The organism is Streptomyces sp. TG1A-8, from assembly GCF_030499535.1.
GTDB lineage: Bacteria > Actinomycetota > Actinomycetes > Streptomycetales > Streptomycetaceae > Streptomyces.
On record NZ_JASTLB010000001.1, the window covers coordinates 3951542 to 3978188 of the forward strand.

The window sequence follows — 26647 nt, forward strand, 5'->3', positions numbered from 1 at the left end:
TGCTGAAGCGTTCGCCGGGCGCGCTCGCCGCCGGGGCCGTGCCGGTGCCGGTCGTGACGGGTCTTCCCGGAAGTGTTCGTCGAGTGCGGCGGTGAGGAGTGCGGCCGCGCCGTCCCGGTCCAGCCCGGCCGCGCGGGCCCTGGCGGCCCAGTCGTCCGGCTCCGCGCGCAGCGGGGAGCCGCCGGCCGGTGCGGTGTCCGGTGGGCGCCGGACGAAGGTGCCGAGACCGCGCCGGGCCCCGACCAGTCCCTCGCGCTCGAGTTCGCGGTAGGCCTTGGGCACGGTGTTGGGGTTGACGGCGGTGGCCTCCACGACCTCGCGGGCCGCGGGCAGCCGGTCGCCGGGACGCAGCGGATCCAGGCGCAGCGCCTGCTTGGTCTGCTGGACGATCCGGACGTAGGTGGCGACCCCGCTGCGCCGGTCGATGCGGTACGCGGCCACGCGCTGCGCCGCCCTTTCACTCAGTGAGTGGTGAAAGGGCGGTGCGAGGGAGGGGGCGGCCGTCAAGCCGGCCGCCCCTCGTGCGCGGGTGCGTCAGGTCTCGGTGCGGTACATCAGGTCGGTCTCGTGGACGGTGAACCCCAGCCGCTCGTACACCGTCACCGCCGCCTTGTTGTCCGCGTCGACGTAGAGCATCGCCGTGGGCAGCCCGAGCCCGGCCAGGTGGCGCAGTCCGATCGCGGTCAGCGCCCTGCCCAGGCCGCCGCCCTGCTCGCCGGGCCGGACGCCGACGACGTACACCTCGCCCAGCCCCTCCGCGGCGTGCACCTTGGTCCAGTGGAAGCCGACCAGTTCCCCGCCCCGCTCGGCGAGGAAGAAGCCGGCCGGGTCGAACCACGGCTCGGCCTTGCGGTCGTCCAGGTCCCGCTGGGTCAGCGAGCCCTGTTCGGGGTGGTGGGCGAAGGCCGCCGCGTTGACGGCGAGCCAGGCCGCGTCGTCCTCGCCGGGCACGAAGGCGCGCACGCCCACGCCCTCCGGCAGCTTCGGCTCGGGCAGCTCCGGGCCACTCAACGGACGCCGCATCTGGCGCAGTTCGCGGAACAGGGTCAGCCCGAGCACCTGGGCGAGGTGCCGGGCCGCGGCGTGCCCGCCGTGCGCCCACACCCGCAGCCGTTTGCCCGAGGCGGCCAGCAGGGCCGCGCCCAGCGCCCGGCCGTGTCCGTGCCCGCGGTGGGCCGGGTGGACGACCAGCTCGGCGGCCGGCGGCTCCACCGGATCGGTGTCCTCCAGCTGGGCGTAGCCGGCGAGTTCGCCGCCGACGGTGAGCAGCAGGTGGGAGACGCCCTCGCGGGCCGTGCCGCGCAGCCGCAGCCGGCCCTGCTCGGACACCGGCTGCTGCCCGTCGGCGCGGGCGGCCTCGGCGAGCAGTCCGAGGACGGCCTCGGCCTGCTCCGGGGTCAGTTCGGTGTGTGTGCCGACGGAACGGGAGGGGGAGGGCCGTGCGGTGTCGTCGCTGCTCATGCGTATGAGGGTACGGGGCGGCCCGGGAGATGCGCGGCCGACGCAGCCGGGAGGGGGGGGCGGCGAAGGGAGACCAGGGTGTAACCGGGAACCCCCCTGTCGCGCTACGCGCGTTGACCTCAGGCTGCGCCGCGACCGGGCCATTCGCCACAGCCGACCCACAGGGGGTCCCATGCCGGCCACGCCCCGGCGCGCCGGACGCCGTCCCCGCGCCCTCCTCGCGACGGCCGCCACGCTCGCCGCCGCGCTTCCCGCGCAGGCCCACGGCGGTGCGGGCGGGCACGGCCGGCCCGGCCGCTACCAGGACGTCCAGCTCCTCTCCTTCAACGACCTGCACGGCAACCCGGAGCCGCCGGGCGGCTCCTTTGGCCGGGCCACCGAACTCCAGCCGGACGGCACCACGAAGACCGTCGACGCGGGCGGTGCCGAGTACCCGGCCACCCACCTGCGCGAGGCCCGCGGGGGCCACCCGTACTCGGTCACCGCGGCCGGCGGCGACACGGTCGGCGCCTCCCCGCTGCTGTCCGGCCTGTTCCACGACGAGCCCACCACCCTGGGGCGGGGCACGAACGACGTGGTCGGCGCGGACGACCTGACCGCGCTGGAGAGGTACCTGACGGCGAACTCCTCGCCCGCGGCGCCGATCGCGCCCCCGGCGGCGGACCGGATCACGATCCTGCCGTAGCGGCGGCCCGCGTCGCCCGGAACACCCGTCGGAACCCGGGTGCACGGCCCTTCCGGTTCCGCGCCGGTCCCGGGAACCCCTCCCGGGGCCGGCGCGTCCGTCCCCCGGTGGAGTGCGCGTCCCCCGGGTGCCGGTCCCCGGCCGCCTACGGCAGTTCCGGGGGAGCGGTGGGGGCGCCCGGAAGGCGGACCGTGACCACCGTGCCACCGCCCTCGGCCCCGGCCAGGGTGACCTCGCCGCCCGCCTGCTGGACCGTGCGGGCCACGATGGACAGGCCGAGGCCGGAGCCGGGGAGGGCCCGGGCGCTGGGGGAGCGCCAGAAGCGGTCGAAGACGTGGGGGAGTTCGTCGGCGGGGATGCCGGGACCGTGGTCGCGGACCGTCAGGGCGCCGCCGGTCAGCCGGACCTCGACCGTGCCGCCCCCGGGACTGAACTTCACCGCGTTGTCGAGGATGTTGACGACCGCCCGCTCCAGCGCGGAGGGCTCCGCCCGGACGAACCACGGTTCCACGTCCGCCGTGATCGTCAGTTCGGGACCGCGCAGCCGGGCCCGGCGCAGGGCCGCCTCCACCGTGTCCTGGAGCGCCACCACCTGGACCCGCTCGCCCCGCTGCCCCTCCGACCGGGACAGCTCCTGCAGGTCGCCGATCAGCGCGCCCAGTTCCGTCATCTGCGCCTTCACCGAGGCGAGGAGGGCCTTGCGGTCCTCCGCGGGGATCGGCCGGCCCGTCTCCTCGCTGCGGGTGAGCAGTTCGACGTTGGTGCGCAGGGAGGTGAGGGGCGTGCGCAGTTCGTGGCCGGCGTCCGCGATCAGCTGCTGCTGGAGCTCGCGGGAGCTGGCCAGGGAGGCCGTCATGGAGTTGAAGGAGCGCGAGAGGCGGGCCACCTCGTCCTCGCTGTCGGTGTCGACGGGGATGCGCACGTTCAGGTCCTCGGTCCGGGCGACGTGCTCGACGGCCTCCGTGAGCCGGTCCACCGGACGCAGTCCCGTCCGGGCCACCGCGAGCCCGGCCGCACCGGCGCCGAGCACCCCCACGCCGGAGACGAGCAGCAGGATGAGGGCCAGGTCGTTCAGCGTGTCCCGGGTGCTCTTCAGCGGGACGGCGACGAGCAGGGCGGTGTCCGGGTAGAGCCGGGGAGGGGAGTCCGGTCCCGTGACCACCGTCAGGGGCACGGTCACCACGCGCACGGCGTTGCCGTCGGAGTCGGTGCCGTTGCGCAGGATGCCTTCGCCGGTGGCCGCGTTGGCGATGACCCCGGTGTCCGCGGAGGTGATCCGCACCCGGCCCGCGGAGTTCCCGGACACGCAGGTGGTGCCGTCGGCCTTCACGAGCTGGAGGTAGTTGCCGCGGTTGTGGACGCCGCCGAGGTCGGTCTCGGGGGGTTCCTGCGGGCACGACTCGAGCGTGTTCAGCACCCCGGTCAGCCGCTGGGGCTGCTGCGAGCCCTGCTGCAGGTCGCCGTTGAGCTGGTCGTACAGCTTCTGCTGCACGATGAACCAGCACGTCACCGAGACCGCCGCCACGGCGAACGCCACCGCCGCCGCCACCAGCATCGCCAGTCGCGCCCGGATCGGCAGGGAGCGGTAGCGGCGCACCAGCGTCCTCACTCGGCCCCGCCCTGCCGCAGCACGTACCCCACGCCCCGCACCGTGTGCACGAGGCGCGGCTCGCCGCCCGCCTCCGTCTTGCGGCGCAGGTACATGACGTAGACGTCCAGGGAGTTGGACGACGGCTCGAAGTCGAAGCCCCACACCGCCTTCAGGATCTGCTCGCGGGTGAGGACCTGGCGGGGATGGGCCATGAACATCTCCAGCAGCGTGAACTCGGTCCGGGTCAGCTCCACCTGCCGGCCGGCGCGCGTGACCTCCCGTGTCGCGAGGTCCATGCGCAGGTCGGCGAAGGTGAGCGCGTCGTCCTCCTGGACCTGGGCCGACACGGCCGCCGCGTAGGAGCTGCGGCGCAGCAGGGCGCGGATGCGGGCGAACAGCTCGTCCAGCTCGAACGGCTTGACCAGGTAGTCGTCGGCGCCCGCGTCCAGCCCGGTCACCCGGTCGCCCACGGTGTCGCGGGCGGTGAGCATGAGGATCGGGGTGGTGTCGCCGGTGCCCCGGATGCGGCGGGCCGCCGTCAGGCCGTCCATGCGGGGCATCTGGATGTCCAGGACCACCAGGTCCGGCCGGTAGGCCGCCGCCTTCTCCAGCGCGTCCGCGCCGTCGACGGCGACCCGGGTGTCGTACCCCTCGAAGGCGAGGCTGCGCTGCAGCGCCTCGCGTACGGCCGGCTCGTCGTCGACGATCAGGATGCGCTGGGTGTCACGGTCGCCTTCGGCGGGGCTCATCGCTCGTGGTTCCTCGGGGTGCGGTGGGTGGACGGGACGCCTCCCAGCGTCGCACGGCCGTGGGCCGCCGGGCGGGCGCCCGGACCGGGGGCCGCCCGGTGAGGTGCCGGCCGGGGGCGCTCAGGCGGCGCTCAGGCCGCGGACCGCGCTCACGCGGTGCAGCGGCACCTTGCGGCGGTGCGGGCGGGCGGCGGAGGTGCGCAGCCCCATCAGCTCGGGGACGTCGACCTCCGTGGTGCGGGGCGCCGGGGCGGGCGCGTGCAGTTCGTGGGCCACTTCGAGGGCCAGGGCGAAGGCGGCCGGGCCGCCGGCGGGGACCGTGTGCGAGACCTGCTGGATCATGACGTACTCCCTACTGCCCCGTGCGGGGCCGGCTCAGCTGGTGGAGCCCGCCCGCAGCTTGGCCAGGTCGGACTTGACGGTGTTGACGGGGATCGCGAAGCCGAGGCCGATGCTGCCCGCGTCCGAGGACGAGGAGGCCTGTGAACTCGACGAGTACATCGCTGAGTTGATGCCGATGACGGCGCCGCCGGCGTCGATCAGCGCGCCCCCGGAGTTGCCGGGGTTGAGCGAGGCGTCCGTCTGGATCGCCTTGTACGTGGTCGTGGAGGAGCCGGTGTCGCCGTTGAACTGCCGGCCGCCGAACTGGAACGGCCACTGCCCCCCGCCGTCCTGGCTCTGCTGTTGGCCCTCGCTCGTGGAGACGGTCACGTCACGGTCGAGCGCGGAGACGATGCCGCTGGTGACGGTGCCGGTCAGGCCCTCGGGGGAGCCGATCGCCACGACCGTGTCACCGACCTGGACGCCGGAGGAGTCGCCGAGCGTGGCGACCCTCAGGCCGGAGGCACCCCGGGCCCTGATCAGAGCGAGGTCCTTGGAGCTGTCGGTGCCGACGACCTCGGCGGCGTAGCTCTTGCCGTCGCTGGTGCGCACCTTGACCGAGGAGGCGCCGGAGACGACGTGGTTGTTGGTGACGATCTCACCGCCGGAGGTGATGACCACACCGGATCCGGTGGAGGTGCCGTCGGCGAGGGTCGCGGTGATCTCGACCACGCTCGGGCTGACCGCGGCGGCGATCGCGGCCACGTCGCCCTTCTTGCTGGAGGGCACCGCGTTGGTGGTGGTGGCGGCCGAGGCGGCCGTGTCCTTGCCGGCCAGTTCCTCGAAGGCGTACGCGGTGCCGCCGCCGACCGCCGCCGCGACGAGCGCCACGGCCGCCAGGAGCGCGATCGGGCCCCGGGTGCGCCTCCTCCCCCTGCGGGGCTCCGGACCGGCGGCCGGGGCGGCCGGCTGGTGCGCCGGCGGGGGCGGCCACTCGGGATTCACGGGAGCGGAGTGGGTGTGCTGCTGGGCGTACGGCCCCTGGGGGGTGTCGTACTCGTCCTCGTACTCGCCGCTGCGGCGGATCCTCTCGGTCATGACAAGAAGCTTGTCCCGTGACCATGAGAGCTTGCTGAGCGCTCCCTGAGAAGCCCGGCAGAACCTCGTTCGACCCCGATGAGGACGCCGCCCGCCGCCCGCGGCGACCTCTCAGCGCGCCCTCATGAAGGCCCGTGGACCTGGCCCTGGGCCCTGCAGCCGCAGGACGTGCGCACCACCAGCCGGGACGGGAACGTCTTCAGCCGCTCGCGCCGGGAACCGGCCACCCGCAGCCCGTCGTCCAGGACGAGGTCCACCGCCGCCCGGGCCATCGCCGAGCGGTCCGAGGCGACCGTGGTCAGCGGCGGGTCGGCGAGCGCCGCCTCCTTGATGTCGTCGAACCCGGCCACCGCCAGCTCGCCGGGCACGTCGATGCGGAGCTCGCGCGCGGCCCGCAGCAGACCGATCGCCTGGTCGTCGGTGGAGCAGAAGAAGGCGGGCGGCCGACCGGGGCGGGACAGGACGTCCAGGGCCACGCGATAGGCGTCGTAGCGGTTGTACGGCGCCTCGTACAGGCGGCCCTCGGTGGGCAGGCCGGCCTCGGCCATCGCCCGCTTCCAGCCCTCGACGTGGTCGGAGACCGGGTCGCCGACGGCGGGCGTGTCCGCCGTGCCGCCCATGCAGGCGACGTAGTCGTAGCCGTGCTCCAGCAGGTGGCGCACGGCGAGCTGGGCGCCGCCCAGGTCGTCGGTGACGACGGCGACGTCGTCGATGGCCTCCGGGCGCTCGTGCAGCAGCACCACGCGCGCGTCCCAGGCGTCGATCTCGGCGGCGGCGAGGTCGTTCAGCGCGTGCGAGACCAGGATGAGCCCGGAGACCCGCATGCCGAGGAAGGCCCGCAGGTAGTGGACCTCGCGTTCACCGATGTAGTCGGTGTTGCCGACGAGCACCATCTTCCCGCGCTCGGAGGCGGCCTGTTCCACCGCGTGCGCCATCTCCCCGAAGAAGGGCTGGCGGGCGTCCGGGATGATCAGACCTATCAGGTCCGTGCGCCGCGAGGCCATGGCCTGGGCGACCCGGTCGGGCCGGTACCCCAGTTCCTTGATCGCGGCGAGGACACGCTCGCGCGTGGCCGGGGCGACCGGCCGGGGTCCGTTGTTGATGACATAACTGACGACGGCGGTGGAGGTACCAGCCAGCCGTGCCACGTCATCCCGAGTCACCTTGGCCACGCGCGGAGTCTACGCGGATGGACCCGCCCCGGGCAGGGCACATCCGGCCTCCGGACGGGCGGGGGCGGCGCCCGCCCGAGGGGGGCGCCGTCCCGGGCGGGGGTCGCTACGCCTCCGCGGGCACCCCGGAGGCGCCCAGGACGGCGGAAGTGTCCGTCTTGTCCGCCTTCGCCCGGTCCGTCGTAGCCTTGGCCTCCTCGGTCGCCCGGTCGCCCTTCTCGGGGGTAACGAATCGGTAACCGACGTTGCGCACGGTGCCGATCAGCGACTCGTGCTCCGGGCCGAGCTTGGCGCGCAGCCGTCGTACGTGCACGTCCACGGTGCGGGTGCCGCCGAAGTAGTCGTAGCCCCACACCTCCTGCAGCAGCTGGGCGCGGGTGAAGACGCGGCCCGGGTGCTGCGCGAGGTACTTCAGCAGCTCGAACTCCTTGAAGGTGAGGTCGAGCACCCGGCCCTTGAGCTTGGCCGAGTACGTCGCCTCGTCCACGGAGAGGTCGCCGTTGCGGATCTCCATGGGGGAGTCGTCGCCGGCGAGCTGCTGCCGGCCCATGGCGAGCCGCAGGCGGGCCTCCACCTCGGCGGGGCCGGCGGTGTCGAGCAGCACGTCGTCGATGCCCCAGTCGGCGGTGACGGCGGCGAGGCCGCCCTCGGTGACGACGAGGACCAGCGGACAGCCGGGGCCGGTGGAGCGCAGCAGCTGGCACAGGCTGCGCACCTGGGGCAGATCGCGGCGGCCGTCGACGAGGATCACGTCGGCGCCGGGTGTGTCGACGAGGGCGGGGCCCTCCGCCGGTGCCACCCGCACGGTGTGCAGGAGCAGGCCGAGGGCGGGGAGCACCTCCGTCGACGGCTGGAGGGCGTTGGTCAGGAGCAGCAGAGAACTCATACGTCTGGTTCCTCCTCGGTCCCTGCGAGGACGTGTGCGGTGCGGCACTGCTCTGCGATCCCGAAGGCCCCGTACACCGGCGGTCACCCGAGGTTCCCCGCTTCGTATACAACGCTTCCGAAAGCACAAAAGGACCCGGGGGCTACGCTGCCCGAGTCCTCTGCCCAGCAGAATAGCCCACATGGGCAACAGTCCGGCAGGTCATGGGACGCGTTCCACCTTTCGTCCGCATGGCGAGACAGGCAGAGGTGGTCCTATCCGGACGTTCCTGCGCACGGCCGATGGGATTCCGATCGATTCCGTATACGAACCGGGTGCGGCCGTATACGGAAACGCCGGTTCCGGTGCGGACGCCTCCGGTCCACCCGCCCGTGACCTGGTGTTCGCCGTCGCCCACGGCTTCACCGGGGACGCAGACCGGCCGCACGTGCGCAGGGCGGCGGCCGTCCTCGCGCGCCACGGCGCCGTCGTCACCTTCTCCTTCCGCGGGCACGGCGCCTCCGGCGGGCGGTCCACGGTCGGCGACAAGGAGGTCCTCGACCTGGACGCGGCGGTCCGGTGGGCGCGCGGCTTCGGGCACGCGCGGGTGGCCGCCGTCGGCTTCTCCATGGGCGGCTCGGTGGTGCTGCGGCACGCGGCCCTGCACCCGGGCGCGGTCGACGCGGTGGTCTCGGTGAGCGCGCCGGCCCGCTGGTACTACCGGGGCACGGCCCCGATGCGCCGCCTGCACTGGCTGGTCACCCGTCCCGCGGGCCGCCTGGTCGGCCGCTACGGCCTGCGCACCCGCATCCACCACCGCGACTGGGACCCCGTGCCGCTGTCCCCGGTCGAGGCCGTCCCGCGGATCGCCCCCGCCCCGCTCCTCGTCGTGCACGGAGACCGCGACGGCTACTTCCCGCTGGACCACCCCCGCATGCTGGCGGACGCCGCCGGTGACCACGGCGAACTGTGGGTGGAGCCGGGCATGGGGCACGCGGAGAACGCGGCACCGGACGAGCTGCTGGACCGGATCGGGGACTGGGCGGTGTCCAGGTGCGGCTAGCCTGACTCCACCGTCCTTTCGTTTCCTGCCGTCGATTGAGGAACCAGATGCCCAAGGTCACGGTGCGCTACTGGGCCGCCGCCAAGGCCGCGGCCGGGGTCGCCGAGGAGCCGTACGACGCGGCCAGCCTCGCCGACGCGCTCGCCGCCGTGCGCGCGCGACACCCCGGTGAGCTCACCCGCGTGCTGCAGCGATGCTCCTTCCTCGTCGACGGCGATCCCGTCGGGACCCGCGCGCATGAGACGGTACGGCTGGCCGAGGGCGGCACGGTCGAGGTGCTCCCGCCGTTCGCAGGAGGGTGAGGCGATGAGCGACCAGCCGTACGAGGGCGGCCCGTACGAGGGCTACGACCCCTATCAGCAGCAGTACCAGCAGCAGTACCAGGAACAGCAGTACCGGCAGCAGGCGCCGCAGGGCTGGTCCGGGCCGGCGCAGGGCGGCCACGACCCCTACGGCCGGCCGGACCAGGCCGGGTACGACCCGCAGGCCACCCAGCAGTGGCAGGGCCAGACCTGGGAGACGCAGACCCAGCCGCCGGTGCCGGCCGCGGAGACGCCGTACCCGCCCGCGCACGACCACCAGCAGCAGGCACCCGCGTCGTACGCCTCCCCGGTCCAGCAGCCGTACGCGCCCGAGGCGCACGGCCCGGTCCAGCAGCCGTACGCGCCCGAGGCGCACGGCCCGGTCCAGCAGCCGTACGCGCCCGAGGCGCACGGCCCGGTCCAGCAGCCGTACGCGCCCCGGGGCCACGCCCGGGCGGCGGCCCCCGCACCGGTTGCGCAGCCCGAGCCCGAGCCCGGGCCGGTGACCGGGTCCGTGGCCGGGGCCGCCGCCGGCGGCGCCCCCGCCTACGGACCCGCCACCCTCTCCGGCAACGCCCGGATCACCGACGCCCAGCGGGCGCGGCTGGAGGGGCGGTCGCCGATCATCGATCCCGGCGTGCAGCCGGCGGCGCTCACCGCGCTGCTGGGCGTGCTGCTCGCCGCCGCGGCGCCCCTGTCCTCGTACGCCCTGTTCGTGCCGCTGGTGCTGCTGCAGGCGGTGACGGCCGCGGGCTGGTTCCGGCTGAACGGCATGTGGCCGGCCCGGCAGGGCATCGCGCTGGCGTTCGCGGGCGGTCTCGCGGCGGACGCGGCGGTGCTGGTGGTGGGCCGCGAGCACGCGCCGGCCGCGATCCTCGGGCCGCTCGGCATCTGGGTCCTGCTGTCCCTGGTCCTCCAGCTGCGCTCGCACGCCTCGCCCGACGAGCGGATGTACGGCCTGATGGCCACGGTCGCCTCGGCGTCCCTCGCGATCCTCGCGACCGGTTACCTGGGCGCCCGCCCGGACGCCGTGTCGGTGGGCGCGGCGGCGGTCGCGGCGGCGGTCCTGGCGCGCGCGCTGCCGCTGCCGGCGCCCGCCTCCGTCGTGGTGGCGGTCCTGGCCGCGGCGGGCGCGGGGATCGCGGTGGGCGGGCCGACGGGCTACGGCACGAAGGGTGCCGTCCTGGGCGCGGCGGCCGGGGTCTGCGCACTGATCGGACACCGGGTCGCCGGCTACGACTACCCGTCCCGCTTCGTCCACTTCACGGCGGGCGTCGCCCTGCCGCTGTCGGCGGCGGCTCCGGCGGCGTGGGTGCTGGGCCAGGCGCTGGGCTAGCTGTATCGACTCGTGGGGTGGGGACGGGCCGCCCGGACCGGGGTCCGGCGGCCACGGGCACAGGGGCCACGGGCACGGGGGACCGCGCGGCGAGCCACGGCGGACCCGCGGCCCCGCACCCCGCCGGGAGCCCGGCCCGCGCCCCCGGCGCCGCCGTCCGGCCCGCCGGGCCGTTGTCACAACTGATCCACGGTTCCCCCACGTCGGAGCCCCGCGCGCCCCGGCGGGGTTACCGTGGCGTGGCCGTCCACCACCGCCGACCCGGGGGAACACCATGCGCGCCCTGCGAATCGTCCTGATCCTCGTCGTGATCCTGGGCGGTCTCTTCGTGATCGCGGACCGGGTCGCCGTCCACTTCGCCGAGGGCAGGGTCGCGGACAGGCTGAGGACGAGCGAGGACCTGGCCGGGACCCCGGACGTGGACATCAAGGGCTTCCCGTTCCTGACGCAGGTCGCGGGCGGCTCCCTGGACGACGTCGAGGTCGGCATCGAGGACTACCGGGCGTCCACCGGCACCGACGGCGAGACGATCCGTGTCGACGACCTGAAGGCCGACCTGAAGGGCGTCGACTTCTCCGCCGACTACAGCTCGGCCACCGCGGCCACCGCGACCGGCACCGGGACGATCGCCTACGGCGAGCTGCTGAAGACCGCCGGGTCCGAGCCGACCCAGGTCGCCCCGGGCGTGACCGCCCGGATCGTCGGCCTGTCCGACGGCGGCGACGGCAAGATCAAGGTCGCCGTCGAGGCCACCGTCCTCGGGACCAGGCTGCCCCAGCCGGTCTACGTGCTCAGCTCGGTCGCCGTGCGGAACGGCAAGGTCGAGGTACACGCCGACTCCCTGCCCAAGCTCGGCGCCGTCGCCGTCGCCGAGGACCGCATCCGCGAGATCACGGACTTCCGGCAGGCCGTCGACCGGCTCCCCGGCGGCATCGAGCTGGACACGGTGCGGGCCGCGCGGGACGGCGTGGAGATCACGGTGAAGGGTTCGAACGTCCGGCTCGCGGGGTAGGACGACAGCTGGTGGAACGGCGGGCGTCCGGCAGGCGAGACACCCGCGTTCGTACCGCAGATGTCAGGAGCGCACCAGCGCCCGGAGGCCTGCGAGGAGATGCCGAACGCGTCGGTGTACCACCATCCGGACGATCGCGTCTCACAATGCGACATGGCGGTGACATGTCCGCCCGGACCTACCTACGATCAAACCCATGCAGTGTCGATCGAGCGTCCTCCGGTCGCGGGGACAGGCGGATCTCACGAAGCGGCGGGCAGTGGACCTGTGCCGCGTAGCCGCCATGCTCTGTCGCCCCTTCTGAAGCGGAACACCGCGGGTCTCCGCGGATCGCCGCGTCTCCCGGCCCTGACGAAGGGCACCCGTGCGCCGCTCGCACCCTGAGCGCGCGCCCCTCGCACCCGCACGCCCCGCCGTACCTGCCCCGGAGGAGAGAGCATGAGCCGCAGCGACGTCCTGGTCGACGCCGACTGGCTCCAGGAGCACCTGGACGACCCGACCATCGCCATCGTCGAGGTGGACGAGGACACCTCCGCCTACGAGAAGAACCACATCCGCAACGCGATCCGGATCGACTGGACCAAGGACCTCCAGGACCCGGTCCGCCGTGACTTCGTCGACCAGGAGGGCTTCGAGAAGCTCCTGTCGGAGAAGGGCATCGCCAACGACCACACGGTGATCCTCTACGGCGGCAACAACAACTGGTTCGCGTCCTACGCCTACTGGTACTTCAAGCTGTACGGCCACGAGAACGTCAAGCTCCTCGACGGCGGTCGCAAGAAGTGGGAGCTGGACGCCCGCGAGCTGGTCGCCGGCGACGAGGTGCCCGAGCGCCCGGGGACCGAGTACCGGGCCAAGCCGCAGGACACCTCGATCCGCGCCTTCCGCGACGACGTCGTCTCCGCGATCGGCGCGCAGAACCTGGTCGACGTCCGTTCGCCCGACGAGTTCAGCGGCAAGCTGCTCGCCCCGGCGCACCTCCCGCAGGAGCAGTCGCAGCGTCCGGGCCACGTCCCGACCGCCCGCAACATCCCGTGGTCGAAGAACGCCAACGACGACGGCACGTTCAAGTCGGACGAGGAGCTCAAGGCCCTCTACACCGAGGAGAACGTGGACCTCGCCAAGGACACGATCGCCTACTGCCGCATCGGTGAGCGCTCCGCCCTGACCTGGTTCGTGCTGCACGAGCTGCTGGGCGTGGAGAACGTCAAGAACTACGACGGCTCCTGGACCGAGTACGGCTCCCTCGTCGGCGTGCCGATCGAGCTGGGCGCAGCCAAGTAACCCGACCCGACCGACCTCCGGTCAGACCGAGACCCCCTCTGGAGAAAGCATGTGTGGAGCGAAGGCCGGCGGCCCCGACGCCTCGACGATCAAGCCCGGTGAGACCACGATCCAGGGCCAGGTGACCCGCGACGGCGAGCCGGTGACGGGCTACGTCCGTCTGCTGGACTCGACCGGCGAGTTCACCGCCGAGGTGCCCACCTCCGCCACGGGCCAGTTCCGCTTCTACGCGGCCGAGGGCACCTGGACCGTGCGCGCCCTCGTCCCCGGCGCCACCGCCGACCGCACGGTCGTCGCCCAGCAGGGCGGGCTCGCCGAGGTCGCGATCGCGGTCTGAGGTCCCGTACCGGCCGAAGGGCCGCACCCCCCGGGTTGGACGCCTGCGGTGCGGCCCTTCGGCATGCCCGGCCCTACGCTGGAAGCATGTACACACGGCGACGCCGCTGGTACTTCGCCATGATGGGGGTCTGCATCGGCCTCTTCGTCCTGGCCTGGGCGGTCGTGCGCATCTGGTCGGTCCCGGCGGCCGTCGCGATGTGCGCGGTGGCCATGCTCATCCCGCCGGTGGCCGCGATGGTCGCCAACCGCCGCGGACCCGAGGACCGCTGGTGGGACGACCCCTCCGGCGATCCCCAGTCCGACGAGTGGTGGGACGAACTGGACGGCAGGAGACGCCCCCGGTCCTAGCCGGCGCCGCCCCGTTCCCCGGCCCGCCTCAGTAGACGAGCGCCTGCGTCCCGTCCGCCGTCGCCTCCTGTACGAAGACCTGCGCGCCCGCGATCCGCACGCCCTCGACGACGTCCTCCTCGGTGATCCCGCGGCGGGCGGCGCACTGGGTGCACAGGGTGACGCGGCCGGCCGCGAGGACCGAGTCGATGAGGTCCGGCAGTGGTGCCGCGTGCGGCAGTTCGAACTCGGCGGCCCGGCCCGGCAGCGCGAACCAGGAGGACTCCCCGGTCAGCCACAGGGACACCTCGACCCCGCTGGCCACGGCCACCGCCGCCACCGTGAACGCCTGCGAGCAGCGCTCGGGGGCGTCGGCCCCGGCCGTCACTTTGATCACGAGCTTCTTCGCCATGCCCGCAGCCTAGTCCGGATCGTGATCCTCTCCCCTACACCTGCGTGCACACGCCATGAGTTTCCCGTGGAGCGCGGAGGAGGGAATCCGCGCTTCCCGCTTCCGTGAGGGGGACGCCTTGGAAGTACCGGAAAGCCCCGAAGCCGCAGGCGGAGCCGGGAGCGGAACCGATCCCGCGGGCGCTCCCGGAACCGGAGCCGAGGCCGCAGCCGCCGCCGCGACCGGTCGGAGGCGGCACGGCCGGGCCGCGCCGCTGATCGCCGGAGCCGCCGCCCCGGGCGTCCTCGCGGGCGTCTGCACCGGCTACCTCGTGCAGGCCGGCCGTCCGCCCACGGGGCTGCCCCCGCTGTCCCAGCCCGTCGTCCGCCGGGCCGAGGGCGACGTCGTGCGCCTGACGGCGCGCAGGACCGCCGCGTGAAGGAGGAAGGCGTCGGGGCGGCGCGCGGGAGATCCCGTTCCAGCAGACGGTGGTCCTGCAGAAGCAGCTGCTCGGCTGAGCTGCCCGGACCCACCTCACGGGGAGCCCCGGGGCCCGGCCGCGTAAGCTGGGTCCCGGCTCTGTGTCCGTACGCCCACCCCCGCTCAAGGAGCACCCGTGGAGATCTTCTACGAAACCCTGCTGGTCCTGGTCTGCGTCGGCGTCCTCGCCTTCGCCTACCTGACCGTGAAGAAGCTGTACCAGGGCCAGCGCTGACCCCCACCTAGGAACCGCCGCTCATGATCGAGATCCCGTCCGACCTGCACAAGGACCTCGTCCCGCTCGCCTTCCTGCTCGGCAGCTGGGCCGGTGCCGGCGTCCACGACTTCCCCGGATCCCAGAAGTGCAACTTCGGGCAGGAGGTCACCTTCACCCACGACGGCCGGGACTTCCTGGAGTACCACTCCCACACCTGGGTCCTGGACCGGGACGGCAACAAGGTCCGCCCGCTGGAGTCGGAGTCCGGCTTCTGGCGCATCGACGCCGACCGCAAGGTCGAGGTCACGATGACCCGCGACGACGGCGTCATCGAGATCTGGTACGGCGAGATGGCCGACAAGAAGCCGCAGATCGACCTCGTCACCGACGCCGTGGCCCGCACGCCCGCCTCTCCCCCCTACAGCGGCGGCAAGCGCCTGTACGGCTACGTCAACAGCGACCTGATGTGGGTCGGCGAGAAGCAGACCCCCGAGGTCGAACTGCGCCCCTACCTGTCGGCCCACCTGAAGAAGGTCGTCACCCCGGAGGACGTCGAGCGCTGGGCCAAGGCCCTCCCGGACGACCTGCCCGACGACGGCATCGCCTTTTTCAAGTAGGCCCCGCCGCCGGTGGCCCTAGACTTTCCGGTGTGGTGAGCACCGACTGGAAGAGCGACCTCAGGCAGCGCGGCTACCGGCTGACGCCGCAGCGGCAGCTTGTCCTGGAAGCCGTGGACACCCTCGAACACGCGACCCCCGACGACATCCTCGTGGAAGTGAGGAAGACGGCGTCGGGGGTCAACATTTCCACCGTGTACCGCACGCTGGAGCTGCTGGAGGAGCTGGGCCTGGTCAGCCACGCCCACCTCGGTCACGGCGCGCCCACCTACCACCTCGCCGACCGCCACCACCACCTGCACCTGGTGTGCCGCGACTGCGAGAACGTCATCGAGGCGGACGTCGAGGTGGCCGAGGAGTTCACCGCCGAGCTGCGCCGGCGGTTCGGCTTCGACACCGACATGAAGCACTTCGCGCTCTTCGGCCGCTGCAGGGACTGTTCCCTGAAGGGACCGACCACCACGTCGTAGGCTTGCCGGTATGAAGAGCCCCCTGCTGTCCCTGCCCGGCGCCGTCCCCGCCGAGGGCGTGGACGAAGGCGTCGCCGCCCACTACGGCGACCTGTTCCGCGAGCAGCGCGCCCTCGCCGAGGGCACCGGTTTCGTCGACCTCTCCCACCGGGGGATCGTCACCGTCACCGGCGAGGACCGCCTCGGCTGGCTGCACCTGCTGCTCACCCAGCACGTCAGCGAACTGCCCGCGGGCGAGGCCACCGAGGCGCTGATCCTGTCCGCGCACGGCCACATCGAGCACGCCCTGTACCTGGTGGACGACGGGACGACCGTGTGGGCCCACGTGGAGCCCGGCACGCAGGGGGCGCTGATCGCCTACCTGGAGTCGATGAAGTTCTTCTACCGGGTCGAGGTCGCCGACCGCACGGCCGACCACGCGGTGGTCCACCTGCCGGCCGGTTCGATCACGGAGGTCCCCGAGGGCGTCGTCGTGCGCGAGACGGCGCACGGCCGCGACCTCTTCCTGCCCCGCGCCGACCTGGAGGCCTTCGCCGCCGGGGCCGGCCCCGCCGCGGGCCTGCTCGCCCACGAGGCGCTGCGCGTCGAGCACCACCGCCCCCGCCTGGGCTTCGAGACCGACCACCGCACCATCCCGCACGAGCTGGGCTGGATCGGCACCGCCGTCCACCTCCAGAAGGGCTGCTACCGCGGCCAGGAGACGGTGGCCCGCGTACAGAACCTCGGCAAGCCGCCCCGGCGCCTGGTCTTCCTGCACCTGGACGGCAGCGAGGTGCACCTGCCGGCGCCCGGCACCGGGATCCGCCTCGCGGACGAGGGGCCCGACGGCCGCAAGGTCGGCTTCGTCACCACCTCCGCCCGCCACCACGAACTGGGCCCGGTCGCCCTCGCCCTGGTCAAGCGCAACGTCCCGGTGGACGCCCGTCTGATGGCGGGCGACACGGCGGCGGCCCAGGAGACCGTGGTCGAGGTCTAGGACCCCTCGTCCGGAGCGGGCCGGGCCCACAGGGCCCGGCCCGCTCCGGACGAAAGACCCTAGACCTCGATGAGCACGGTGAACGGGCCGTCGTTGGTCAGGGACACCCGCATCTGCGCCCCGAACCGGCCCGTCGCCACCGTCGCGCCCAGCGCCCGCAGTTGGGCGACCACCTCGTCCACCAGCGGTTCGGCGACGTCGCCGGGGGCGGCGGCGTTCCAGGTGGGGCGCCGGCCCTTGCGGGCGTCGCCGTAGAGGGTGAACTGGCTGATGACGAGCAGCGGCGCGTCGACGTCACTGCACGACCTCTCCTCGTGCAGCATCCGCACCGACCAGAGCTTGCGGGCCAGTTGGGCCGCCTTCTCCTTGGTGTCCCCGTGGGTCACCCCGACGAGGACGCACAGTCCCTCGCCCTCGATCGCGCCCACCGTCTCGCCGTCCACGACGACACCGGCGCCGTCCACCCTCTGCACCACCGCACGCATGCGGACCATCATGCCGCGCGCCCCGCACCCCCTCGCGGCCGGCCCGTTCATTCATGCTTAACCCCCCATCCGGGGTTGTTCAGGGGCACTCGGTCACATAGCGGCCAGCCGGGGTGGCACGATGCTTCCCACACGCCGGTCGAGGGGACGGTCACCACCACATGAGCACACCGAGTACCCGGCGGCCGGGCACGCACCGGCCGCCCGCGCAGCGCGGCGACGGTCCGTGCGGACCGCCGCCGGCCGCGGAACCGGCCGCGTACGCCCTGACTCCGCTGAGCCTGCCCGAACTGCGGGTCCTGCGCCGCGACGCCCAGCGCGACGAGGCCGACCTCAGCTACGTGCGGCGGCTGCTGCAGGGCCGGATCGACATCCTGCGCGCGGAACTGGCCCGGCGCGGCCGGGCGCCCGTGCCGGCGCCGGCCGACGCCTCCGTGGTGGACCGGCTGCCGGAGATCCTCACCGACGCCCCGGCCCGCCACCGCTCCTCGGCCCGCCACGTCACCCTCGGCACCCCGCACAGCGAGGAGTACCGGCGCCTGGCCGCCGAGATGCTCGCCGAGGTGGAGCTGTCGGACCTGCAGGCCCGTACCGACCTGGAACTGAGCACCGCGATGGGCCGCCTGGTCCGCTACGAGCAGGAGGTCTCCGGGCGCCGCCAGCGCCTGCAGCGCACCGCCGACGACTGCAGCGGCGAGATCGCGCGCCGCTACCGGGTGGGCGAGGCGCAGGTGGACGACCTGCTCCTGTGACGTCCCCGTGGGCGCGGCCGGCGGGGAAAACGACGCGACACGCCGTTCGGGGCGCGCCTACGGTAGCCCTCATGAGCGACGTGCGCACCGTCGGCGAGGCCGACTTCGAGGACTGGCTGCGTGCCGTGAACACCGGCTTCCTGCAGGCGTCCGGGCCGACCCCGGACCAGGTGGAGGCCCACCGGCGGCAGTGCGCCCCCACGCGGATGCTCGGTGTCTTCGACGGCGGCCGGTGCGTGGCGACCTTCCGCTCCTTCGCCCAGGAACTCACCGCCGTGGGCGGCGCGCCCGTCCCCGCGAACGCCGTCAGCAACGTGACGGTCAGCCCCACCCACCGCCGCCGCGGTCTGCTCGGCCGGATGATGGACCGGGACCTCGCCGCGGCCAGGGAGCGCGGTGACGTCGTCGCCACCCTGATCGCCGCCGAGTACCCGATCTACGGCCGCTACGGCTTCGGCCCGGCGACCCGGTCGGTCGAGTGGACCGTCGACGTCCTGCGCAGCGGCCTCGACCTGCGCCGGCCCGGCCCCGGGGACGGCGGCCGGATCGACCTGGTGGACGGCGCGGACGTCCGCGCGCTCGGTCCCGGGCTGCACGAGCGCTTCCGCCGTGGCCGGCCCGGCGCGGTCGACCGCAGCGAGCTGTGGTGGGAGGCGGCCACCGGCGCCGTCCGCTTCGCCGCGGACTGGACCGAGCCGTTCCACGCGGTCTACCGCTCCGCCCGCGGGGAGGTGGAGGGCCTGGTGTCGTACCGGCCGGAGAGGAACTGGCGCGGCAACCAGCCGGACGGCACCGCCGTCGTGCACTGGCTGCTCGCGGTGACCCCGCAGGCCGAGCGCGGCCTGTGGCGTTACCTGTGCTCGATCGACTGGATCACGCACGTCAGGAGCGGCCGGCGCGGTCCCGACGACCTGCTGCCCCACTTCCTGCCCAACCCGCGCGCGGCCCGCGTCACCGAGTCCACGGACTGGCTGTGGGTGCGCGTCCTGGACGTCGTGCGGGCCCTGGAGGCGCGGACGTACGAGGGGGCCGGCACGCTGGTGCTGGACGTCGTGGACGAGGCGGGCCCGGCCCGGGGGCGCTTCCGGCTGGAGGCCTCGCCGGACGGCGCGTCCTGCACGCCGGCCGGCGGGGCGCCGGCCGATCTCACCGTGCCGGTGGCGGAGTTGGCCCGGGTCTGGCTCGGCGACGAGTCACTGGTCCGGTTGATCGCACTGGGACGCGTGCGGGAGGAACGCGAGGGCGCCGCCCGCCGGGCCGACACCCTGTTCCGCATGTCCGGGCGGCCCTGGTGCCCGGACCTCTTCTGAGGCCCCCGCCCGGCGGACGCGCACCCGGGGTCCGGCCGTCCCGCCCCCCGTCGCGGACCGGTGGGTCCCCGTCTCGCGCCTCCTGCCAGGCGAGCGCGCGTGTCCCGCGGGGCGTCGAGGTCCGCCGCCGCTTCGGCCGGGCGCCGGGCGGCCGGGGCGGCTCCGCCGACCCGACGAGCCGGGGGGACGAACACCGGGGCCGCGGCCCCGGCGGCCGCCGGCCCTTCTCGGCGCCCCGGGGCCGGTCCGCCGGGGCGGGGAGCGGCGCGGATCGCGCCACTCCCGTCGCGGGGCGGTACGGCGCCCGCTCCCGCGCACAGGGTGCACACCCGTGACGCTCCCCTCGCCCCCCTCGGCCTCCCCCGGGTCCTCTTCGCGCCCCTCGGCACAGGTACCGCTGTGGCGCGAGCGGCGGTTCGTGCTGCTCGCCGGTGCGCGGGTCGTCTCCGTGCCGGGCAACGGCTTCGCACGGGTCGCGCTCGCGTTCGCGGTGCTCGCCCTGCCCGGCGCGGGCCCGGGACGGCTGTCGCTGGTGGTGGCCTGCCAGGCGCTGCCGCAGCTGGTGTTCGTCCTGGCGGGCGGTGTGGTCGCGGACCGGATGTCGCGTTCGGGGCTGATGGTCCTGGCCGACGTGCTGGGGGCCGGGGCCTACGGGGGCCTGGCCGCCATGGTGCTGACCGGTCGCGCCCCGGTGGCGGCCGTGTGCCTGCTGGCGGTGGTGGCCGGAACGGCGACGGCCCTGTTCGCCCCGGCGATGGACGGCCTCGTGCCGCTGGTGGTGCCGGCGCGGCGCCTGCAGCAGGCCAACGGGCTGCTGCGGATGGGCACCAACGGCTCCCTGCTGCTGGGCCTGGCGCTGTCCGGCGTGACCGTGGCGTGGGTGGGGGCCGGCTGGGCGCTCGCCCTGAACGCGGCCTCCTTCGTGGTCAGCGCCGCGCTGACCGCCCGGCTGCGGGTGGCCGCGCCGCCGCGCGGGAGGGCGTCGGGGTGGGCCGACCTGCGGGAGGGGTGGCACGAGTTCGCGTCCCGGCAGTGGCTGTGGGCCGTGGTCGCCCAGTACGCGGTCGTCGTCGCCGTGCTCAACGCCGGCGCCGGGGTCCTGGGCCCGCTGACCGCCGAGCAGCACCTCGGCGGGGCGCGCGTGGTCGGTCGTCGCGGCCGCGCAGGCCGTGGGGACGGTCGCCGGCGCGGGACTCGCCGCCCGGGTGCGGGTGGGCCGTCCGGTCCTGGTGGCCGTGGTGTGCACGTTCCCGGCCGCCGTGCCGCTCGCCCTGCTCGGCGCGCGGGCCCCCCTGTGGCTGATCGCCGCGGCCATGTTCGGGGCCGGTGTCGCGAGCGACGTCTTCGGCGTGCTGTGGGCCACCACCGTCCAGCGGGAGATCCCGGAGCAGGTCCTGTCCCGCGTCAGTTCCTACGACTGGTTCGGCTCCCTGGCCCTCGCCCCGCTCGGCCTGCTCCTCGCCGGCCCCGTCGCCGCCGCCGTCGGCACCGGCCGGGCCCTGGCCGGCTGCGCGGCCCTGGTCGTGCTGGCCACCTCCGCGGCCCTCCTCTCCCCGCAGGTGCGCGCACTGCGCGGCGGCACGGAGCCGCCCTCCGGCGCGACGGCCCCCTGACCGTTTGGGCGCCCGCCTCCGGCGGCCCCGTGACACGGCACACTTTTGCAAGCGGGTGCTTGCAATTGTTAGCGAGGGTGGGCATGGTGGAGGCATGGCATCGCTCAACGTCGGCAACCTCGGTGAGTACCTGCGCGAACAGCGGCGCAACGCCCAGCTGTCGCTGCGGCAGCTCGCCGACGCCGCCGGGGTGTCCAATCCGTACCTGAGCCAGATCGAGCGCGGGCTGCGCAAGCCGAGCGCGGAGGTGCTCCAGCAGGTCGCCAGGGCGCTGCGCATCTCCGCCGAGACGCTGTACGTCCGCGCCGGCATCCTCGACGCCGAACGCGACCGGGACGAGGTGGAGGCGCGCGCCGTCATCCTCGCCGACCCCACGCTCAACGAGCGGCAGAAGCAGGTGCTGCTCCAGATCTACGAGTCCTTCCGCAAGGAGAACGGGTTCGGCGCCGGCGAAACGGCCCCGCAGGACGGGGACGCCGGAGCGGGCCCCGGGGACACCGGGGACCCGAGCGACACAGCCGTACGACACACCCGCACGCCCGGCGGCAGTGCCGCCGGTCCGCGGCGGACGACCGGGTAGGCCGGACCAGGGCCCCGGCCGCGCCACCGCGGACCACACGAACCCTCAGCCGAACGCGAATCCGGGAGGACCATCACCATGGCCATCACCGACGACCTGCGCAAGACCCTCAGCGATCCGACTCCGCTCTACTTCGCCGCCGGCACCGCCGACCTCGCGCTCCGGAAGGCCAGGAAGGTGCCCGCACTGGTCGAGCAGCTGCGCGCGGAGGCCCCGGCCCGCATCGAGGCCGTGCGCAACACCGACCCGAAGGCCGTGCAGGAGCGCGCCGCCGCCCGGGCCAAGGAGGCGCAGGAGACCCTGCAGAGCAAGGTGGGCGGGTTCATCGGCTCCTTCGACGTCGACCTGAAGAAGCTGGGCGAGACCGCCCAGGACCTCGCCCTGCGCGGGGTCGGCGTCGCCGCCGAGTGCGCCGTCAGGGCCCGCGAGACCTACGAGAAGCTCGCCGAGCAGGGCGAGCAGGCCGTGAAGACCTGGCGCGGCGAGGCCGCCGAGGAGATCGAGGAACTGGCGATCGTCGTCGAGGGCAGCCCCGAGCCGGCCGGGACCACGTCCGGACCGGCCGGTGACAAGCCCGGCCCGGTCGAGGTCAAGGAGGAGCCGAAGCCCGCCGAGGCCGAGGCCGGGCCCACCGGGACCACGTCCGGTCAGGCCGGGTCCGGCGAGGCGGGCAAGCCCGCGGCGAAGAAGGCCCCGGCCCCCCGCAGGACGACCGCCACCCCGAAGAAGGCGACCCCGCCGACCCCGTGACGACCGGCGGCGAGGTGCGGACGGGCCGGGCACCCCGGGGGTGCCCGGCCCGTTCTGCGGGTACGGTGACCGCGTACGGATCGGGAGACGACGGGCGGTGGGCGGCATGCTGATGTTGGGCTTCGCGGGGTTCATGGGGATCTTGAAGATCGTCCTGATGGCCCTCGCCGCGTTCGGGCTCTTCGACGCCGCCTTCCGGCGCGAGGACGCCTTCCGCGCGGCGGACAAGCAGAACAAGGTGTTCTGGCTGATCATCCTCGGCATCGCGCTCGTGGTCAGCTACCTGTTCTCGATCCTGTCCATCCTGCCCATCGCCGGTGTGATCGCGAGCATCGTCTACCTCGTCGACGTGCGCCCCGCGCTCAAGGGGGTCTCCGGGGGCAGCGGCTGGGGCCGCCGCCGCGGGAGCAGCAGCGACGGACCCTACGGGCCGTACAACGGCGGGCGCTGAAGCCGGCGCCCCCGGACCGCTTCGGGCGGCGGGCGCTACGGCGCCCGGTCCAGCAGGACCACCGCCACGTCGTCGGTCAGCTCGCCGCCGTTGAGGTCGCGGACCTCGTTCACCGCGGCCCGCAGCAGTTCCTCGCCACGCAGGCCCCCGGCCAGCTGCCGGCGGATCATCTCCACCATGCCCTCCTGGCCCAGGCGTTCCCCGCCCACCCCCACCCGGCCCTCGATCAGGCCGTCGGTGTAGAGCATCAGGCTCCACTCGGCACCCAGTTCCACCTGCATGCGCGGCCAGCGGGCACCGGGGAGCAGGCCCAGGGCCGGGCCGTTGTTGTCGTACGGCAGCAGCTTCGGCGGCCGGCCGGGGCCGGCGACCAGCGGGGACGGGTGGCCGGCCAGGCACAGGCCGGCGCGGCGGCCGTCCGGGGAGATGTCCACGGTGCACAGCGTCGCGAAGATCTCCTCGTCCGCGCGCTCGTGCTCCAGCACCTCCTGCAGGGTGCCGAGGAGGTCGTCGCCGCACAGGCCCGCCAGGGTCAGCGCGCGCCAGGCGATGCGCAGCTCCACCCCGAGCGCGGCCTCGTCGGGGCCGTGGCCGCACACGTCGCCGATCATGGCGTGCACGGTGCCGTCGGGCGTGCGCACGCAGTCGTAGAAGTCGCCGCCGAGCAGGGCGCGGGAGCGGCCGGGGCGGTAGCGGGCGGCGAAGCGCAGCGCGGAGCCCTCCAGCAGGGGAGTGGGCAGCAGGCCCCGCTCCAGGCGCCGGTTCTCCTGCGCGCGCAGCCGGCCCTCGGCGAGCTTGCGCTCGGCGGTGTCGGAACGCTTGCGCTCGACGGCGTACCGGATGGCGCGGCTGAGCAGCCGGCCGTCCAGCTCGTCCCGCAGGAGGTAGTCCTGGGCACCGACGCGCACGGCCTCGGCGCCGCGCTCGGCGTCACCGGACCCGGTCAGCGCGAGCACGGCGTGCCGGGGCGCCAGCTCCAGCACGTGCTTGAGCACGGCGAGCTCGCCGGCGTCCGCGCCGTCCGCGTCGGCGGTGGCCCGGCCGGGTGCCGGGAGCGCGAGGTCCAGCAGGATGCAGTGGACGTCGTCCGTGAGCAGCCGCTCGGCCTCGGTGAGGTTGCGGGCGGTGCGGACGCGGATCGGCTTGCCGGAGGAGTCCAGCATCTCGGGCACGATCGGCGAGCCGGCCGGGTCGTCCTCGATCAGCAGCAGGGTGAGCGCGGCGGTGTTCGCGCCGCCGGCGGTGGCGCCGCGGTGGTCCCCCTCCTCGAGGGGGCCGCCGGCTGCGGAGGCGGCCTGCGCCTGGTCACACTCCACGGCCGGGATCGCTCTCTGCCGCGGTACGGGCACGGGCATCGTCCTGGATTCCTTCCCTCCCCCGAGGGCACGGCGTGTCGAGGGGCCTCGACCCACCGACGGGTGACCATAGCGGTACTCGCCGCCCCGACGGAATGGTGTGAGGCGCGTCGCTCCCGCCCAGGCCACTGTCATATGCCGCGATTTCCGACGCAGTTGGACAGGGCGTCCGGACGGCGGGGATGACGAAGCTCACGTACCGCCCCGGTGCGGGCGGGGGTTGGGGTGCGGTGGGTCACAGGTCCGCGGTGCGCCCGGCCGGCGGCCGTCCGTCCGGCCCCCGGTCGGCCTCGCGGGGACCGGGGTGGGGGCCGTCACATGCCCCGGCCCGCCCGATCGGCCCGGTCCGGTCGGGCGGCCCGATCCCCCCCGATGGCCCGGCCCACCCACCCTCCGGCTCACGCGTCCGGTCTCACGACACCCAGGATCGGCATCGAGCCCGCGCCCGCGAAGGTCACCGTCCGGCCGGGCCGCGGGGCGTGGACGATCCTGCCGTCGCCGACGTACATCCCGACGTGGCTGGCGTCGTCGAAGTAGACGATGAGGTCCCCGGGGCGCATGTCCGCGATGCCGACGTGCTCCAGCCGCTTCCACTGCTCCTGCGAGGTGCGCGGTACGGGGCGGCCGGCGCCGGCCCAGGCCCGGGAGGTCAGCCCCGAGCAGTCGAAGGAGTCGGGGCCCTCGGCGCCCCACACGTACCGCTTGCCGAGCTGGGCGGTGGCGAACGCGACGGCTTGCCCGCCCTGCGCGGAGGCCCTGCCGCCGGCCCCCTTGAGGACACCGGTGCCCAGCCAGGCGGTCTGCGCCCGGTGGGCGGCCCGCTGCTCCAGCCGGGCGAGCCGCTCCTTCTCCTTCTCCTCCAGCCGGGACTCCAGCTCCTCGGCTGCGGCGACCTGCCGCTCGATCCTCTTCTCGGCGGTGGCCCTGGCCCGGCGGTCGGCCTCCAGCTCCTTCCACTGGGCGGAGGCGTCCGCGGAGTACCGCCGCAGCTTCTCCTGGGCGGTGGTCAGCCGGCCGATCAGCTTCTTCGCCGCCCGCTCGCCGTTCAGTACCGTGCCGGCTCCGTCCATGAACCGCTGCGGGTCGTCGCTGAGCAGGTACCGGGCGGTGGGCGGCAGGCCGCCGGTGCGGTACTGGGCCCGGGCCGCCGCGCCGGCCTGGTCCTCGAGCCGCTCCAGTTGCCGCTGCCCCTCGACGATCCTCCCGGCCAGCGCGACGATGCGGGCGGACTGCTTCCGCACCTCCTCCTCGGCCGCGTTGTAGGCGTCGGTGGCGACGGCCGCGTCGTGGTAGAGCCGGTCGAGCCCCGTGCGGACCTCCTCCAGGTCCTCGTCGGACACGGGGGCCGCGGGGACCGCGGAGGCGGTGGGCGCCGGGGCCGGGGCGGGCGTGGGGGCGGGAGCCGCGAACGCCGTGCCGGGTGCCGCCAGCGCCGTCGCCGCGCAGAGCACGGTCACGGCGGCCATGAACAGGCCGCGCTCGTCCGTACCCATATCGCTCCCCCCGACTGATTTACCGTCAGTAACGTGCGGTCGCCGGAGGGATCGTGCCACGGCCGGGCGCAAAACGACAGAGGTCGCCGCCGACCGGACGTCCCCGGGTTCCCGCGGAGGCGTCTCGCGCCCCTGCGGGCGTGTCCCCGCCCCGCCGTGCGCGGCGGGGCTCCCGCCGGTGCGACGAACGACGCGCGGCGGGCGTTCCCGGGGCCGCCCGGTCGTGTCAGCGGCCGCGCGGTGCCAGGGCCCCCCACGCCACGGTCACTTCGCCCTGCCGCCAGCGTGCCGCCGAGTCCGTCACCGGCCAGTCGGCCCGCAGGTCGCGGACCGCGCGGATCCAGCGCTGGCGGGCGCCGTAGGAGGCGTAGGGCGCGGCGGCGGCCCAGGCGCGGTCGAAGTCGCGCAGGAAGGCGTGCACCGGCTCGCCGGGCACGTTGCGGTGGATCAGCGCCTTCGGCAGCCGCTCGGCGAGGTCCGAGGGGCGGCCGAGGGAGCCCAGCCGTGTCGCGAAGGTCACCGTCCGCGGTCCCTCCGGGCCGAGCGCCACCCACACGTGCCGCCGCCCGATCTCGTCGCAGGTGCCCTCGACCAGCAGTCCGCCGCGCGAGCCGCCGCCGGCCGGGGCGAGCCGCGCGCACAGCCGCTCCCACACGGCGGCGACCTCGGTCTCGTCGTACTGCCGCAGCACGTTGGCGGCCCGGACGAGCGCCGGGCGCCCGGCGACGGGGATCTCGAAGCCGCCGTGCCGGAAGCTCAGTCCGGCCCGCTCGTACGGCTTCGCCGCCGCGACCCGTTCCGGTTCGATCTCCACGCCGACCACGCGCGCGCGGGGGGCGACGGTCCGCAGCCGGCCGAGCAGTTCCACGGCCGTCCAGGGGGCGGCGCCGTAGCCGAGGTCGACGGCCACCGGATCGCCGGCGCGCCGCAGCTCGGCGCCGTGCGTGGCCGCGATCCAGCGGTCCATGCGGCGCAGCCGGTTGGGGTTGGTGGTCCCGCGCGTCACGTTCCCCACGGGGCGGGTCGCGGCGCGGGCTGTCATGCCTACGAGGGTAAGCGGGCACGACGACCCCCGGCCCCGGGCGAACCCGCCCCACCGGCC

30 protein-coding genes and 3 pseudogenes are annotated in these 26647 nt (G+C 74.5%); 20 read left to right on the forward strand and 13 right to left on the reverse strand.

The features are described 5' to 3' along the window. Positions 1-54: 54 nt before the first annotated feature. A pseudogene (locus tag QQY24_RS17215) lies at positions 55-441 on the reverse strand (GntR family transcriptional regulator); the annotation flags it as partial. 93 nt (positions 442-534) lie between these two features. After that, complete coding sequence (mshD, locus tag QQY24_RS17220; protein WP_301973576.1) at positions 535-1461, reverse strand: mycothiol synthase; 927 nt, start codon at positions 1459-1461, stop codon at positions 535-537. Between the two features lie 172 nt (positions 1462-1633). Between mshD and QQY24_RS17225 the strand changes: the two are divergent. Continuing rightward, positions 1634-2011, forward strand: a pseudogene (locus tag QQY24_RS17225) (bifunctional metallophosphatase/5'-nucleotidase); the annotation flags it as partial. A 280-nt stretch (positions 2012-2291) separates the two neighbouring features. Here the strand turns inward: QQY24_RS17225 and QQY24_RS17230 are convergent. The 6 genes from QQY24_RS17230 to QQY24_RS17255 all read right to left on the reverse strand — a co-directional run bounded on the left by QQY24_RS17230 (position 2292) and on the right by QQY24_RS17255 (position 7963). Continuing rightward, complete coding sequence (locus tag QQY24_RS17230) at positions 2292-3755, reverse strand: cell wall metabolism sensor histidine kinase WalK (RefSeq protein WP_301973577.1); 1464 nt, start codon at positions 3753-3755, stop codon at positions 2292-2294. Further along, a complete protein-coding gene (locus tag QQY24_RS17235; RefSeq protein WP_301973578.1) occupies positions 3752-4486 on the reverse strand; it encodes a response regulator transcription factor in 735 nt (244 codons plus the stop codon). The genes QQY24_RS17230 and QQY24_RS17235 overlap by 4 nt, the downstream gene beginning before the upstream one ends. Before the next feature lie 120 nt (positions 4487-4606). Beyond that, complete coding sequence (locus tag QQY24_RS17240; RefSeq protein ID WP_301973579.1) at positions 4607-4828, reverse strand: hypothetical protein; 222 nt, start codon at positions 4826-4828, stop codon at positions 4607-4609. A 33-nt stretch (positions 4829-4861) separates the two neighbouring features. Then, positions 4862-5905 carry a S1C family serine protease gene (locus QQY24_RS17245; protein ID WP_301973580.1) on the reverse strand — a complete coding sequence of 348 codons (1044 nt, stop codon included), beginning with the start codon at positions 5903-5905 and terminating at the stop codon, positions 4862-4864. 122 nt (positions 5906-6027) lie between these two features. Beyond that, a complete protein-coding gene (locus QQY24_RS17250) occupies positions 6028-7077 on the reverse strand; it encodes a LacI family DNA-binding transcriptional regulator (protein WP_301973581.1) in 1050 nt (349 codons plus the stop codon). A 106-nt stretch (positions 7078-7183) separates the two neighbouring features. After that, complete coding sequence (locus QQY24_RS17255; RefSeq protein ID WP_301973582.1) at positions 7184-7963, reverse strand: response regulator transcription factor; 780 nt, start codon at positions 7961-7963, stop codon at positions 7184-7186. Between the two features lie 181 nt (positions 7964-8144). Between QQY24_RS17255 and QQY24_RS17260 the strand changes: the two genes are divergently transcribed. The 8 genes from QQY24_RS17260 to QQY24_RS17290 all read left to right on the forward strand — a co-directional run bounded on the left by QQY24_RS17260 (position 8145) and on the right by QQY24_RS17290 (position 13626). Further along, the gene (locus tag QQY24_RS17260; protein ID WP_301973583.1) at positions 8145-9005 is read left to right on the forward strand and encodes an alpha/beta hydrolase; all 861 of its coding nucleotides are present in this window, start codon (positions 8145-8147) and stop codon (positions 9003-9005) included. Positions 9006-9052: 47 nt separating this feature from the next. Next, the gene (locus QQY24_RS17265) at positions 9053-9307 is read left to right on the forward strand and encodes a MoaD/ThiS family protein (protein WP_301973584.1); all 255 of its coding nucleotides are present in this window, start codon (positions 9053-9055) and stop codon (positions 9305-9307) included. 4 nt (positions 9308-9311) lie between these two features. Next, complete coding sequence (locus QQY24_RS17270; RefSeq protein ID WP_301973585.1) at positions 9312-10643, forward strand: hypothetical protein; 1332 nt, start codon at positions 9312-9314, stop codon at positions 10641-10643. 274 nt (positions 10644-10917) lie between these two features. Beyond that, complete coding sequence (locus tag QQY24_RS17275; protein WP_301973586.1) at positions 10918-11655, forward strand: DUF2993 domain-containing protein; 738 nt, start codon at positions 10918-10920, stop codon at positions 11653-11655. Between the two features lie 196 nt (positions 11656-11851). After that, positions 11852-11959 (forward strand): Ms5788A family Cys-rich leader peptide, encoded by a 108-nt coding sequence (locus QQY24_RS34770; protein ID WP_367658002.1) that lies wholly within the window; start codon positions 11852-11854, stop codon positions 11957-11959. A gap of 134 nt (positions 11960-12093) precedes the next feature. Then, entirely contained in the window at positions 12094-12939 is an 846-nt protein-coding gene (locus tag QQY24_RS17280; protein ID WP_301973587.1) for a sulfurtransferase, read from the forward strand. A gap of 49 nt (positions 12940-12988) precedes the next feature. Continuing rightward, positions 12989-13276, forward strand: a complete 288-nt coding sequence (locus QQY24_RS17285; RefSeq protein ID WP_010351646.1) for a DUF1416 domain-containing protein — start codon at positions 12989-12991, stop codon at positions 13274-13276. Between the two features lie 86 nt (positions 13277-13362). Continuing rightward, positions 13363-13626, forward strand: coding sequence for a DUF3099 domain-containing protein (locus QQY24_RS17290; protein WP_301973588.1), 264 nt, complete (start codon positions 13363-13365; stop codon positions 13624-13626). 28 nt (positions 13627-13654) lie between these two features. Here QQY24_RS17290 and QQY24_RS17295 read toward each other — a convergent pair whose 3' ends face one another. After that, on the reverse strand, positions 13655-14017 hold the full coding sequence (locus QQY24_RS17295) for a DsrE family protein (protein WP_301973589.1): 363 nt from the start codon (positions 14015-14017) through the stop codon (positions 13655-13657). Positions 14018-14135: 118 nt separating this feature from the next. Between QQY24_RS17295 and QQY24_RS17300 the strand changes: the two genes are divergently transcribed. The 4 genes from QQY24_RS17300 to QQY24_RS17315 all read left to right on the forward strand — a co-directional run bounded on the left by QQY24_RS17300 (position 14136) and on the right by QQY24_RS17315 (position 16756). Beyond that, complete coding sequence (locus QQY24_RS17300) at positions 14136-14435, forward strand: hypothetical protein (RefSeq protein ID WP_301976424.1); 300 nt, start codon at positions 14136-14138, stop codon at positions 14433-14435. Positions 14436-14734: 299 nt separating this feature from the next. Next, the gene (locus QQY24_RS17305; RefSeq protein ID WP_301973590.1) at positions 14735-15310 is read left to right on the forward strand and encodes an FABP family protein; all 576 of its coding nucleotides are present in this window, start codon (positions 14735-14737) and stop codon (positions 15308-15310) included. 32 nt (positions 15311-15342) lie between these two features. Beyond that, entirely contained in the window at positions 15343-15780 is a 438-nt protein-coding gene (locus QQY24_RS17310) for a Fur family transcriptional regulator (protein WP_301973591.1), read from the forward strand. 10 nt (positions 15781-15790) lie between these two features. Next, on the forward strand, positions 15791-16756 hold the full coding sequence (locus QQY24_RS17315) for a folate-binding protein YgfZ (protein ID WP_301973592.1): 966 nt from the start codon (positions 15791-15793) through the stop codon (positions 16754-16756). Positions 16757-16815: 59 nt separating this feature from the next. On the opposite strand, the gene dtd is transcribed toward QQY24_RS17315, so the two are convergent. Continuing rightward, a complete protein-coding gene (gene dtd, locus QQY24_RS17320; RefSeq protein ID WP_301973593.1) occupies positions 16816-17241 on the reverse strand; it encodes a D-aminoacyl-tRNA deacylase in 426 nt (141 codons plus the stop codon). 161 nt (positions 17242-17402) lie between these two features. Here dtd and QQY24_RS17325 point away from each other — a divergent pair, with 161 nt between their 5' ends. The 7 genes and pseudogenes from QQY24_RS17325 (at position 17403) to QQY24_RS17355 (ending at position 22697) form a co-directional block, all read left to right on the forward strand. After that, a complete protein-coding gene (locus QQY24_RS17325; protein ID WP_301973594.1) occupies positions 17403-17993 on the forward strand; it encodes an aerial mycelium formation protein in 591 nt (196 codons plus the stop codon). 71 nt (positions 17994-18064) lie between these two features. Next, on the forward strand, positions 18065-19303 hold the full coding sequence (locus QQY24_RS17330) for a GNAT family N-acetyltransferase (protein ID WP_301973595.1): 1239 nt from the start codon (positions 18065-18067) through the stop codon (positions 19301-19303). Between the two features lie 448 nt (positions 19304-19751). Beyond that, a pseudogene (locus QQY24_RS34775) lies at positions 19752-20378 on the forward strand (MFS transporter); the annotation flags it as partial. A 94-nt stretch (positions 20379-20472) separates the two neighbouring features. Next, positions 20473-20916, forward strand: a complete 444-nt coding sequence (locus tag QQY24_RS17340; protein WP_301973597.1) for a hypothetical protein — start codon at positions 20473-20475, stop codon at positions 20914-20916. A 94-nt stretch (positions 20917-21010) separates the two neighbouring features. Beyond that, entirely contained in the window at positions 21011-21496 is a 486-nt protein-coding gene (locus QQY24_RS17345) for a helix-turn-helix domain-containing protein (protein WP_301973598.1), read from the forward strand. A 78-nt stretch (positions 21497-21574) separates the two neighbouring features. Beyond that, a complete protein-coding gene (locus QQY24_RS17350) occupies positions 21575-22246 on the forward strand; it encodes a hypothetical protein (RefSeq protein WP_301973599.1) in 672 nt (223 codons plus the stop codon). 106 nt (positions 22247-22352) lie between these two features. After that, positions 22353-22697, forward strand: a complete 345-nt coding sequence (locus QQY24_RS17355; protein ID WP_301973600.1) for a DUF2516 family protein — start codon at positions 22353-22355, stop codon at positions 22695-22697. 35 nt (positions 22698-22732) lie between these two features. On the opposite strand, the gene QQY24_RS17360 is transcribed toward QQY24_RS17355, so the two are convergent. The 3 genes from QQY24_RS17360 to QQY24_RS17370 all read right to left on the reverse strand — a co-directional run bounded on the left by QQY24_RS17360 (position 22733) and on the right by QQY24_RS17370 (position 26587). Then, positions 22733-24052 (reverse strand): PP2C family protein-serine/threonine phosphatase, encoded by a 1320-nt coding sequence (locus tag QQY24_RS17360; protein WP_301973601.1) that lies wholly within the window; start codon positions 24050-24052, stop codon positions 22733-22735. A 398-nt stretch (positions 24053-24450) separates the two neighbouring features. Then, entirely contained in the window at positions 24451-25545 is a 1095-nt protein-coding gene (locus tag QQY24_RS17365; protein WP_301973602.1) for a C40 family peptidase, read from the reverse strand. Between the two features lie 226 nt (positions 25546-25771). Beyond that, positions 25772-26587, reverse strand: a complete 816-nt coding sequence (locus QQY24_RS17370; protein ID WP_301973603.1) for a class I SAM-dependent methyltransferase — start codon at positions 26585-26587, stop codon at positions 25772-25774. Between the last annotated feature and the right edge of the window lie 60 nt (positions 26588-26647).